The following is an 11,737-nucleotide window of genomic DNA, read 5'->3' on the forward strand; positions in this document are numbered from 1 at the left end:
TTTGATTGACCAAGTGTTCCGTGAGCGAGTGACCGTGGGATTCTTCCCTATGGTCAGCATGACAAAATGCTGTTACTTTGTCCTGCTGAGGCACGAAGCATCCCACGTGTGAGTGAGCAGGCGGCCGTGAGCAAGTTGGTGTGGGATTCTTCCCGATGGTCAGAATGACAAACCGCTGTTCCTTTGTCCTGCTGAGGCACGAAGCATCCCTCGTTTGAGTGAGCAGGTGGCCATGAGCGAGTGACCGTGGGATTCTTCCTGATGGTCAGCATGACAAACCGCTGTTCCTTTGTCCTGCTGAGGCACGAAGCATCCCCTCGTTTGAGTGAGTAGGTGGCCGTGAGCGAGTGAACGTGGGATTCTTCCCTATGGTCAGAATGGCAGTATCGTCGGAACAAAACATTCATGTCCTGCTGAGGCACGAAGCATCCCTCGTTTGAGAAAGCAGGTGGCCGTGAGCAGCTGATGGTGGGTTTCTTCCCGATGGTCAGAATGACAAAATGCTGTTACTTTGTACTGCTGAGGCACGAAGCATCCCTCGTTTGAGTGGCTAAGGGTTTCGTGAGCAGCAGGTAGTGGGATTCTTCCCAATGGTCAGAATGGCAAACCGCTGTTCCTTTGTCCTGCTGAGGCACGAAGCATCCCTCGTTTGAGAAAGCAGGTGGCCGTGAGCAAATGACCGTGGGATTCTTCCCGATGGTCAGCATGACAAACCGCTGTTCCTTTGTCCTGCTGAGGCACGAAGCATCCCTCGTTTGAGAAAGCAGGTGGCCGTGAGCAAGTGACCGTGGGATTCTTCCCGATGGTCAGAATGACAAACCGCTGTTCCTTTGTCCTGCTGGGTCACGAAGCAACCCTCGTTTGAGTGAGCAGACGGCCGTGAGCAAGTGACCGTGGGATTCTTCCCGATGGTCAGCATGACAAACCGCTGTTCCTTTGTCCTGCTGAGGTACGAAGCATCCCTCGTTTGAGTGAGCAGGTGGCCGTGAGCAAGTGACCGTGGGATTCTTCACTTCGCTGCGCTACATTCAGAATGACAAAAAGAACTTTCCGACTATTGAAAATGTGAATCACTGAAGAAATGAACCTTCTAAAAATTCTAAATTAGGATTGGTTGATTTGATTAAATCTACTTTTTTTACTCGAAGCCAACCCTTGATTTCCTTCTCACGGCTTATAGCCTCTTGAACCCAACTATACCTTTCATAATATAATAGGTGTTTACATTTATACTTAGCAACAAAACTTTTTGAATTTAAGCTAATCGCATTTTGATGTTCTCTTAATCGTCTATGCAAATTGTTAGTCATGCCTGTATATATGACCGTTCGATTTTTATTGGTCAAAATATAAACGTAATAATTGTGCCAACCTTCTTTAGACATAAATTTAAGATACTAAAAGATTCTTAATCTAATCACACATTGCCTCTCCCTTTTTTAGGCGATGTGAAGACAACAAGTATCCTAAGAGTGAATGATTTTAGGTGGCGAGTAGGGTTTTCTGGACTATGATGTTAATTAGGTTGTGAGGAGTTTCTTGTCTGCCAAAAGGCAGGCGGGTTCCTTTAGTTTAGTTGGACAAAACGTATGATTTTGTCCTGCTGAGGCACGAAGCATCCCGCGTATGAGTGGCCCAGGGTTCCGTGAGCAGCAGGTGGTGGGATTCTTCCCGATGGTCAGAATGACAAACCGCTGTTCCTTTGTCCTGCTGAGGCACGAAGCAACCCTCGTTTGAGTGAGTAGGTGGCCGTGAGCAAGTGAACATGGGATTCTTCCCGATGGTCAGAATGACAATATCGTTGGACCAATTAACTTCATGTCCTGCTGAGGCACGAAGCATCCCTCGTTTGAGTGGGCAGGTGGCCGTGAGCAAGTTAGTGTGGGATTCTCTACTTCGCTGTGCTACATTCAGAATGACAAAACAAAACTATGGGCACTCAAGATAGAAGTGAGAAATCTCAATTATCTTTTTTCTGAAAACGAATATTTTGAGGTAAGGGTTGACAAAGTGATTTATTGACCACCTTGGCACGCATCATTTTTTTGTCATTAAAATGGCGAGACATATTTTGGATGATTTCGGTAAAATTATCCGTGCCATCTTCTCTCTGATAATAAAATACTTTTATAGAACGACAATTATCATGTTCAAAAATTGTATTAAGTAATGTTCGATCAGAAAGGCCACAAGAATGCCCCATGACATACACTTGAAATTTATCAGAATCTATATAATCGAGAAGGTTTTTGTAATTGGAATTTTGAGAATATTTAAAGGATTTAAAGTTTTTTAGGTATTCATTATCATTGAGGTTTTCAATTGATTTATAATCCCCATCCATTTCATCTCCAAAACCAAAATTTACAGGGTTGTTCATCTTATTTGATAAAATACCATGAATGTTGTTTTGTAAACTTTGATATTCTTGTTTATCTATCTCAAATAAATATTGACTGGTAGTCAAAGTGTAATTGAAATTTAGAACATAGGTTCTTGTAAGATGTCGTTCACCTTTTTTCTCTTTTTCAAGGAGAGCGTCGATATCTGTTTTGTCTTCTTTAGCATTAAATTCATCAAGTAATTTTGATTGATTATTCAAAAGTGAAATTGGTTTTAAAAACTCGTACATTTTAATCCATTCTCTATTAGCGAATTTGTTGAAATAATATTTATCAGAAACATTTGTTATTAGATAATCTTCAAATAAGTCTCTAATCTCTGCAAATTCAGAATTTAGCCTTTCAATGCTTTTTTTGTTTTTCTCTATCTGATTTTGTTCAAAATCTTCTTTTGTTCCGGAATAGTGTGAATCTTTTCTTTTTGAAATTCTTTTGAGCTCTTGATAATATTCATTTTCAATGTCTACCCAATTATTTGTGCATATTACATTTAGCCTTTTGAAAAATTGATTTTTGAATTCAAATACAGTAATTGTATCTCCCCTTTCATTTTGAGTCTCAATAATGACTAATTCTTTATTATATCGATATTTAAAACGCTTAGATTGAGATTCAAAATTTTCTTTTAGGGTTTTGAAATCTTTATGTCCTTGATTAATTAATCCGATGTGTTTGGGACTTATGTAGACTAACTTATTTGTTAATACATCTTGATATGAATTTATAAGATTGACCCAAAAGTGATTTATGAAATGGGAGTATGATGTTGGTAATCCATGCGCCAAATCAAAGCCGTTGCCTAGTATTATAAGTTTGTTCATGACTTAAAGTTAACTGAAAAGAAACAGATTTCTCAGCCTCCATATAGCTATTGGGATTTCGTCGAAAGGATATTTGTAATCAAAAAAACCAAAAGCGCAGGCAGCACCCAACCCATTTGAAATTCACTTAAGGGTATCCATTTTACAAAATCTTGGGTAGCTTCACCAAGACCTATACTTCCTAAAAAATCAGGAACACTAAAAATGATTGTTGTTACCACTACCCATTGAAATACTTTTTTTGAGGCATACTTTTCCGGCAATACATTCAGAAGAATCAACACAATGGTAATTGGGTAAATAAACATAAGTGCTGGTAATGCAACGGCAATGATATACCCCACGTTAAACTGTCCCATGACCACTCCCAAAACGCAACCAATCACAGCTGTGATCAGGTATGCCCTTTTAGTATTTTGGAATTGTGCCTTCACAAAATCGGCAGTTCCAGTAACAATGCCCACCGCAGTGGTAAAACAAGCTAAACCCACTAAAATGCTCAAGAACAGGTTTGCCGTATTCCCCAATGTCTTTAGGCTTATGCCGCTAAGCAGGGCAGTCCTGGAAATCCCATCGTCAAACTGCCCATGGAATAAGGCACCGGTAAGCACCAGCCCCGTGTAGATAAAGAACAGTCCAAGACCGGAAAATAGGCCTGCTTTGGAAATTGCCCTCTTCTTGTCCCGATATGGAATTTGGTCATTTTTTAGGTTAATGGAAATAATAATTACCCCTCCCACCACAACGGCACCAATGGCATCAAAGGTTTGATAACCCTCTAAAATACCGCTGCTAAACGGATTTTCTAACTGGTTTTTACCAAAATCGAATTCATATCCAAACAGGGCCCGGAATATCATGCAAACTAGAATTAGAATGATGGCCGGCGTCAGCACCTTTCCCAAAGCATCTAAAATTTTGGATCTATTGATGACAAAAAGAAAGACAAGGCCAAAATAGATAACACTCGTTAAAAGGGATGAAGTTTCAAAAAAAGGGGCTATTCCCATTTCATGGGTAACCGAAGCCGTTCTTGGTGAGGGCAAACCAATAGAGATGGCATACACCAAATAACAATAGATCAAACTAAAGGTAGGGGACACTTTTTTTCCAAAGTCAAAAAGGGTTCCCTGCAATTTGGCGTGGGCAACAATCCCCAAAATAGGAATGAAGACGGCAGAAAGACAAAAACCCAAGGTCACCAACCACCAAAAATCCCCAGACCTAAAACCAAGTTGTGGCGGTAGAATAAGATTCCCAGCTCCAAAAAACAAGGAAAAAAGTGCGAATGAGACTACAAGAAGATTCTTTTTTGTAATCATAAACTAAAAATCTTTGGAAAGATAGGTCAAATCTGTATATTAGACATCAATGCGTTTCGTCGTTTTTTTGTAGCATTACGTCGATAATATGTAGTTTATCGAATAATTGAAAAAAAAAGTGTGTCTAAAGAAATAAACAAAACATTTGCGGCGTTGCCTTTTAAACAAAGCTTGCAGTATCTAATTCGTTTTCAGATAGTAAGCGGCGAACCATTAAAAATCAACCCCAAGTTGAACTTAAATGACCAAAACCTTAACGTATGAGCAAAACAATTACCCCCGACGGCAACAAACTTACCGGTCTTTTTTGTAACTTTTTTGGACATCATTTTGTGGTTTCCAAACGCGTTACGGAACACATTAACGAGTACCGTTGCATTCATTGCCAAAAACAGGTTTCTACGGACGAGAGAGGAAAGTTATCTACCTTAACTCCCCAAATCCAAGAAATAAACAATACCCTGGAAGACATGTACCAAAAGCGAAATCGTAGATCGGTGCGGAAGACAGTGCCTAAATCTGTTGCTTAAAAAGAATTCCAGCCCCGTGCCTTTATAGCAATCTTGGTATTGTCCCTTGTCACTAAATGCTCTCCTTCAGTAGCGGCGGTCATATGGCCAATTACCGTTAAGTTGGGATTGCCCTTAATTTTTGGAAAATCTGTTTGGGCAATGGTAAAGAGCAATTCATAATCTTCCCCACCGCTAAGCGCAATCATGGTGCTATCTATTTTAAACTCTTCTGCCGTGGAAATTACGGTTGGATCCAAAGGTATCTTATCTTCATAAAGGTTACAACCTACACCGCTTTGCTTACATAGGTGCAACACCTCGGAGGAAAGCCCATCGCTAACGTCTATCATTGAGGTTGGTCTTACCTCCAAATTATGCAATAATGAGATAATATCTTTTCTGGCTTCTGGTTTTAGTTGTCGTTCCACAATGTAACTGTAAGGTTCCAAATCTGGCTGGTTTTGTGGGTTTACCTTAAATACTTCTTTTTCACGCTCCAACACTTGTAGGCCTAAATAGGCTCCGCCAATATCACCTGTAAGCACCAAAAGGTCGTGTTCTTTAGCTCCTGAACGGTATACTACCTTATCATTGTCCACAACGCCCAATGCCGTAATACTTATCAACATCCCTTTGTTGGAAGAAGTGGTATCCCCACCAATTAAATCAACCCCATATACCTTGCAGGCCATGGCCACACCGTCATAAAAGTCCTGCAATGCTTCCAGTGGAAATCTATTGGAAACGGCAATGGAGACCGTAATCTGTGTAGCTTCTGCATTCATCGCGTAAATATCAGAGAGATTTACGATCACTGCTTTGTATCCCAAGTGTTTTAAGGGCATGTAACTTAAATCAAAATGCACTCCTTCAATCAACAAATCGGTAGAAACCACCGTTTTTTTTGTTCCAAAGTCCAACACCGCAGCATCATCACCAATACCTTTTACGGTAGATTTTTGATGAACCCCAAAGTTCTTTGTCAAGGTTTCAATGAGCCCAAACTCACCTAAATCGCTTAAAGCGGTACGGGCTTGATTTTTATCTTCTATCATATGGCAAAAATAAGCCGATTACTTTAAAAACGTATCTTTACTGCATAATCAAGCTAAAAAGTTACCGCCCAATAGGCTTGATGTAAAACCGCTAATGTTGATGCCCATGGTACTCCGTTTTTTTGCAGTGATTTCAGTATTCTTATTGCTTTCCTGTGGTGGCGATGATGAACCGGAAAATCAAATGACCACAAGCGTAACCGTGGCTTTTTTAGCACAGGAAACCACGGGCAGTGAAGCCTTGGGTAACAATCTACCTTCCGTATCGGTGCGCGGAACCGTGGCAAGCGAAGTTTCCGTTTCGGTTTTGCTTACAAATACGGGAACGGCTACCCTTGGGGAAGACTTTTCCTTTGCCTCCCCAACGGTTATTTCCATTCCCATTGGAAATTATGATGGTACCGCGCTCACTGCTATCCCACTTCCAGGGCTTTCTATTTTGGATGATACGGTCCAAGAAGGTTTTGAGACTATTATTTTTAGCTTAGATAATCCAACGGAAGGGGTTAATCTGGGAGACGTGGCTACAACTACGTACACCATAAATGATGATGAGACCGTACAGGTGGGGTTTTCGCAGGCCATGGCTTCGGACAGGGAAAATGTGGGCGGCAACCTCCCCACACTATTTGTGACCGGCACCCTATCTGAGGATAAAACAATAACGCTTACGGCAGTTGATAGTGGCGATGCCACCTTGGGACAAGATTACAATGTGGCCTCACCTCTTGTGGTGACCATCCCCGCGGGCACTTATGATGGTACTACAGCAACTGCATTGACCATCCCTGCTTTGGCAATTATTGATGATACTGTGCCAGAGGAATCCGAAAGTTTTGAATTGACCTTGAGCGACCCGTCCAATGGGTTATTGCTCAATGAATTGGACAGGACCATGTATACCATAGAGGGTGTGGCACCCTGTGAAAATGGCAGAGCCAACGGTTTTCCCTGTAATGGCTTTGATTTGCTTGCTCGCATGGAACACAGCACCTTCTCCAGCACCCAAGGAAATGATATTTGGGGTTGGACGGACACGGCAACAGGGCATGAATATGCGTTAGTGGCTTTAAACAATGGCACTGCCTTTGTGGATATCACCGCAGATGACCCGGTTTACCTTGGTAAACTGCCCTCGGCAACGGGATCAAGTGTTTGGCGTGATGTAAAAATTTATGGAAATCACGCCTATATTGTTTCAGAGGCATCGGGCCATGGGATGCAGGTATTTGATCTTACGCGGCTTAGAAATGTCGCCAATCCACCTACGGACTTTACCCAAGACGCTAGGTATACAGATATTGGTAACGCACATAATGTAGTTATTAATGAGCAAAACGGTTTTGCCTATCCCGTAGGTACGGCAAGAAATGACACTTTTAACGGAGGGGTGCATTTCGTTGACATTCAAAACCCCACAAGCCCTACCGCGGCGGGGGGTTATGGAGACAACGGGTATACCCATGACGCGCAAGTAGTGAATTATGAAGGTCCAGATGCCGACTATACCGGCCGTGAGATTTTCATTGGCGCCAATGAAGACCAGATTGCCATTGTGGATATCACGGACAAGGCCAACCCTACGGAAATAGCCACGATTACCTATGGCAACCTTGGATACACCCACCAAGGCTGGTTTACGGAAGACCAACGTTTTTTCCTTTTGGGCGATGAGTTAGACGAAATTGATTTTGGATTCAACTCCAGGACCCTGGTGTTTGACCTCCAAGATTTGGACAACCCAGTGCTGCACACCACCTATTTAGGGCCTACCGCTGCCATTGACCATAATGGTTATGTACATGGAGATGAATTCTTTTTGGCGAATTATACGGCCGGGGTCCGTGTATTGGACCTGTCTGATATTGAAGGGGGAAACCTGACGGAAATTGGATTTTTTGACACCTTTCCTGATAATGATGTGGCCAGTTTTAATGGGGTATGGAGCGTTTATCCCTATTTTGAAAGTGGAAAAATTATCGTGAACGATTCAGATACCGGGTTTTTTATCATCCAGAAATCCCAGTAAATTCCCTAAGGCAGGTCCGTTAGGGATTTTATGGCAACAACAACGTATTTTAGTGCAGGTCCTGTGTCTATTAAATCCAAGGTATCCTCTAAAAAAATGAAAAAGACCGTTTTGTTTTTAGTGTGCATATGCCTTTTCTCCTGTTCTACGGAGGATGGCAATGGTACAAGCAGCAATAGTACCGTAGACCAAGTAACAACAGCCAAAGAAATCACCTGGATCAAAAACTTTGGCGGTTCAGGGGATGATTCGCCACGTTCCATTGTCCCAACGCAAGATGGTGGTTTTGCCGTTTTTGGCTTTACCAATAGCATTGATGGGGATTTGGCTGGCAAAAGCCTTAACGTAAATGATTATTGGTTGCTAAAGTTTGATGCTTTAGGGAACCTAGAATGGAATACAACCTATGGGGGCAGCAAGGATGATAGGGGCCAAAAGGCCATCCAAACCGCAGATGGTGGCTATGCCATTACAGGCTATGCCATGAGTGATGACGGTGACGGTTCCAATAATGAGGGGTTTCATGATAATTGGGTACTCCGTTTAGATGCCAATGGCGAGATACTATGGGAAAAAAGTTTTGGATTTTCTGGTCATGACCATTCCTATGACATTATTGAAACGGTAGACGGCGGTTTTTTCTTCTCAGGATTTTTGGATGTCACCTCATCCAATGGTGAAGGGAGCACCAACAAAGGAAGTGGACATACCGCCCATGGTGTAGGGGAGTTTTGGGGCACCCGGTTGGATGCGGATGGCAACATGTTGTGGAGAAGGTATTTTGGGGGAACCAATAACGACCGTGCTTTTGGGGTAGTCCAAGCCAATGATGGGGGTTTTATCTTATCTGGCTCCTCGGAGAGTACGGATTTTGATGTTTCCAATCCAAAGGGGAGCTATGATTATTGGGTGGTTAAAGTGGACAAAACCGGGAATTTAGAATGGGAAAAATCATTTGGTGGCACAGGGATAGACCAATCCCAAGATATTGCCAAAACACCCGATGGCGCTTATGTCATTGTGGGCAATACCTTTAGTACGGATATTCAGGTGAGCCGTAATTATGGACAATCCGATGTTTGGTTGGTGAAGTTTAACGATAACGGTGACCTGCTTTGGGAAAAGAATTTTGGCGGCCCTGCCTTTGATGCGGCACACAGCGTAACAGTGACCCAAGATGGTGGATTTTTAATTTCTGCAAACTCTAAAAGTTATGGTAACGACCTGACGGCCAATTTTGGAGAAAACGACCTTTGGTTAATCAAAACTAACTCAGAGGGCAACATCCAGTGGCAAAAGGCCCTTGGCGGCACAGGGTTGGATTTTGGGTTTGATGCCATAGAAAGCCCAAACGGGTCCATCTACTTTATAGGAGATACGGCCAGCAGGGATTTTCCGGATATTGAACCTAAAGGTGGGCTGGATCTGGTGTTGATAAAATTAAAATAATCGCTTTTATCAATGTTGCGGTTGGTTTTTCACATTCAACAGCTACGATGGTCAAGGTAATCATCACATTACCTATAAATTTCCAGCTTTTTAGACACCATAAAAACTGTTTAACCTTTCTATAGAAAAAGTTTATCAAAACATACGTTATAAAAATGTTAGAGACCATGCTCTAAACAGCTTAAAACCTATATTTGTATGCTATTTAGATTAAATCTTGGTAATCATGATAAAAGTATCTGATACTGCTAAACAAAAGGTGGTCACATTAATGACCGAGTCCGGCTTTAATGCGGAGACCGATTACGTCCGTGTAGGCGTCAAAAGTGGCGGTTGTAGCGGCTTGTCCTACGAACTGGATTTTGATAAAAATATTGGGGAGACCGATAAGGTTTTTGAGGATAATACTGTACGTATCATTGTGGACAAAAAAAGCTTCCTTTACCTAGTGGGCACTACTTTGGAATATTCCGGTGGCCTCAATGGCAAAGGCTTTGTGTTTAATAATCCCAATGCGCAGCGCACCTGTGGGTGTGGAGAAAGTTTTTCTTTATGACGTAATTATCGTCCAAAGGGAATTTTATCCTTTTTAGGCCAAAAAACAGGAATGGCAGCAACATAGAAGGGTTGGCCAAGAAAATAAAAGAACAGTAAGATTATCAATTCTCCCACCGGGGGATAAAAGGAGACTTATGGCATATACTGAAGAAGAATTAAAGAAAGAACTCGAAACCAAAGAATACGAATACGGGTTTTATACAGAATTAGACGCGGACACTTTTCCAAAAGGGTTAAGTGCAGATATCGTAAGGGCGATCTCCAAAAAGAAGAATGAGCCAGAATGGATGACGGAGTGGCGTTTGGATGCTTTCCGTATTTGGGAAAGTATGAGCGAGCCAGAGTGGGCCAACGTACGTTACAAAAAACCGGAGTTCCAAGATATCAGTTACTACTCTGCTCCCAAAAAAGCAGACCCCACTAAATCTTTGGACGATGTAGATCCAGATTTGCTGGAAATGTACCGCAAGTTGGGGATTTCTGTAGATGAACAAAAGCGGCTGCAAAACGTAGCTGTGGACATTGTGGTAGATTCTGTCTCCGTGGCCACCACGTTCCAAAAGACTTTGGAAGAAAAAGGAATTCTGTTCATGCCCATTTCGGAGGCCATACATAAGCATCCGGATTTAGTGAAAAAATATATGGGTACCGTGGTGCCCAAAAAGGATAATTTCTATGCTGCGCTAAATTCTGCGGTATTTACGGACGGCTCTTTTTGCTACATTCCCAAGGGCGTAAAATGCCCTATGGAACTTTCTACCTATTTTAGGATCAATGAAGGCGGAACAGGCCAGTTTGAGCGTACCTTGGTCATTGCCGACGAGAGCAGTTACGTAAGCTACTTGGAGGGCTGTACCGCGCCCTCAAGGGATGAGAACCAATTGCATGCCGCGGTGGTGGAGCTTATAGCATTGGATGATGCAGAGATCAAATACTCTACAGTACAAAACTGGTTTCCCGGAGACAGTGAGGGCAAAGGTGGGGTCTACAATTTTGTGACCAAACGTGGCCTTTGTGAAAAAAACGCCAAAATATCCTGGACGCAGGTAGAGACGGGTTCCGCCATAACCTGGAAGTATCCTTCCTGTATTCTTAAAGGCAATAATTCCGTTGGGGAGTTTTATTCCATCGCGGTTACCAATAACCATCAGCAAGCGGACACGGGCACCAAAATGGTACATTTGGGGAAGAATACCAAAAGCACCATCATTTCCAAGGGAATATCGGCAGGGAAATCACAAAATAGCTATCGAGGCCTTGTGCAAATCAATTCCCGAGCAGAAAATGCACGAAATTTTTCACAGTGCGATTCCCTCCTAATGGGCAATGAATGTGGCGCTCACACCTTTCCCTACATAGAAGCCAAAAACAAATCCGCACAGGTAGAACACGAGGCCACCACCAGTAAAATTGGTGAGGACCAAATCTTCTATTGCAACCAAAGAGGAATTGATACGGAAAAAGCCATTGCTTTGATCGTAAACGGCTTTAGCAAGGAAGTGCTCAATAAACTGCCCATGGAATTTGCCGTGGAGGCGCAAAAATTATTGGAAATCAGTTTGGAAGGTTCCGTAGGGTAATTTGCAATT

Annotated in this window: 9 protein-coding genes; 5 read left to right on the plus strand and 4 right to left on the minus strand. The window is 42.4% G+C overall.

What is annotated here, in order from left to right; genetic code table 11:
• Positions 1 to 1,070: 1,070 nt before the first annotated feature.
• From I595_RS13795 to brnQ, 3 genes are all read right to left on the minus strand, one after another.
• Positions 1,071 to 1,385 carry a GIY-YIG nuclease family protein gene (locus tag I595_RS13795; RefSeq protein WP_054560015.1) on the minus strand — a complete coding sequence of 105 codons (315 nt, stop codon included), beginning with the start codon at positions 1,383 to 1,385 and terminating at the stop codon, positions 1,071 to 1,073.
• 575 nt (positions 1,386 to 1,960) lie between these two features.
• Entirely contained in the window at positions 1,961 to 3,223 is a 1,263-nt protein-coding gene (locus tag I595_RS17200) for an AbiH family protein (RefSeq protein WP_083467606.1), read from the minus strand.
• A 47-nt stretch (positions 3,224 to 3,270) separates the two neighbouring features.
• A complete protein-coding gene (brnQ, locus tag I595_RS13805) occupies positions 3,271 to 4,545 on the minus strand; it encodes a branched-chain amino acid transport system II carrier protein (RefSeq protein WP_054560016.1) in 1,275 nt (424 codons plus the stop codon).
• 260 nt (positions 4,546 to 4,805) lie between these two features.
• Between brnQ and I595_RS13810 the strand changes: the two genes are divergently transcribed.
• Positions 4,806 to 5,075 (plus strand): hypothetical protein, encoded by a 270-nt coding sequence (locus I595_RS13810; protein WP_054560017.1) that lies wholly within the window; start codon positions 4,806 to 4,808, stop codon positions 5,073 to 5,075.
• On the opposite strand, the gene thiL is transcribed toward I595_RS13810, so the two are convergent.
• On the minus strand, positions 5,072 to 6,112 hold the full coding sequence (gene thiL / locus I595_RS13815) for a thiamine-phosphate kinase (protein WP_054560018.1): 1,041 nt from the start codon (positions 6,110 to 6,112) through the stop codon (positions 5,072 to 5,074). The two genes, I595_RS13810 and thiL, sit on opposite strands and share 4 nt — an antisense overlap.
• 100 nt (positions 6,113 to 6,212) lie before the next feature.
• Here thiL and I595_RS17800 point away from each other — a divergent pair, with 100 nt between their 5' ends.
• From I595_RS17800 to sufB, 4 genes are all read left to right on the plus strand, one after another.
• Positions 6,213 to 8,141, plus strand: coding sequence for a choice-of-anchor B family protein (locus tag I595_RS17800; protein WP_054560019.1), 1,929 nt, complete (start codon positions 6,213 to 6,215; stop codon positions 8,139 to 8,141).
• Positions 8,142 to 8,237: 96 nt separating this feature from the next.
• Complete coding sequence (locus I595_RS13825; RefSeq protein WP_054560094.1) at positions 8,238 to 9,590, plus strand: hypothetical protein; 1,353 nt, start codon at positions 8,238 to 8,240, stop codon at positions 9,588 to 9,590.
• Positions 9,591 to 9,816: 226 nt separating this feature from the next.
• Complete coding sequence (locus I595_RS13830; RefSeq protein ID WP_054560020.1) at positions 9,817 to 10,146, plus strand: HesB/IscA family protein; 330 nt, start codon at positions 9,817 to 9,819, stop codon at positions 10,144 to 10,146.
• 136 nt (positions 10,147 to 10,282) lie between these two features.
• Positions 10,283 to 11,728, plus strand: coding sequence for a Fe-S cluster assembly protein SufB (gene sufB / locus I595_RS13835; protein WP_054560021.1), 1,446 nt, complete (start codon positions 10,283 to 10,285; stop codon positions 11,726 to 11,728).
• Positions 11,729 to 11,737: the final 9 nt, after the last annotated feature.

This window comes from Croceitalea dokdonensis DOKDO 023 (assembly GCF_001306415.1).
Classification (GTDB): Bacteria; Bacteroidota; Bacteroidia; order Flavobacteriales; family Flavobacteriaceae; genus Croceitalea; species Croceitalea dokdonensis.

Bases quoted from the DNA above. Each gene is read 5' to 3' on its own strand.
- I595_RS17800 (WP_054560019.1), top strand. From the start codon at position 6,213: ATGCCCATGGTACTCCGTTTTTTTGCAGTGATTTCAGTATTCTTATTG.
- I595_RS13830 (WP_054560020.1), top strand. From the start codon at position 9,817: ATGATAAAAGTATCTGATACTGCTAAACAAAAGGTGGTCACATTAATG.
- I595_RS17200 (WP_083467606.1), bottom strand. From the start codon at position 3,223: ATGAACAAACTTATAATACTAGGCAACGGCTTTGATTTGGCGCATGGA.
- I595_RS13825 (WP_054560094.1), top strand. From the start codon at position 8,238: ATGAAAAAGACCGTTTTGTTTTTAGTGTGCATATGCCTTTTCTCCTGT.
- thiL (WP_054560018.1), bottom strand. From the start codon at position 6,112: ATGATAGAAGATAAAAATCAAGCCCGTACCGCTTTAAGCGATTTAGGT.
- I595_RS13795 (WP_054560015.1), bottom strand. From the start codon at position 1,385: ATGTCTAAAGAAGGTTGGCACAATTATTACGTTTATATTTTGACCAAT.
- I595_RS13810 (WP_054560017.1), top strand. From the start codon at position 4,806: ATGAGCAAAACAATTACCCCCGACGGCAACAAACTTACCGGTCTTTTT.
- sufB (WP_054560021.1), top strand. From the start codon at position 10,283: ATGGCATATACTGAAGAAGAATTAAAGAAAGAACTCGAAACCAAAGAA.
- brnQ (WP_054560016.1), bottom strand. From the start codon at position 4,545: ATGATTACAAAAAAGAATCTTCTTGTAGTCTCATTCGCACTTTTTTCC.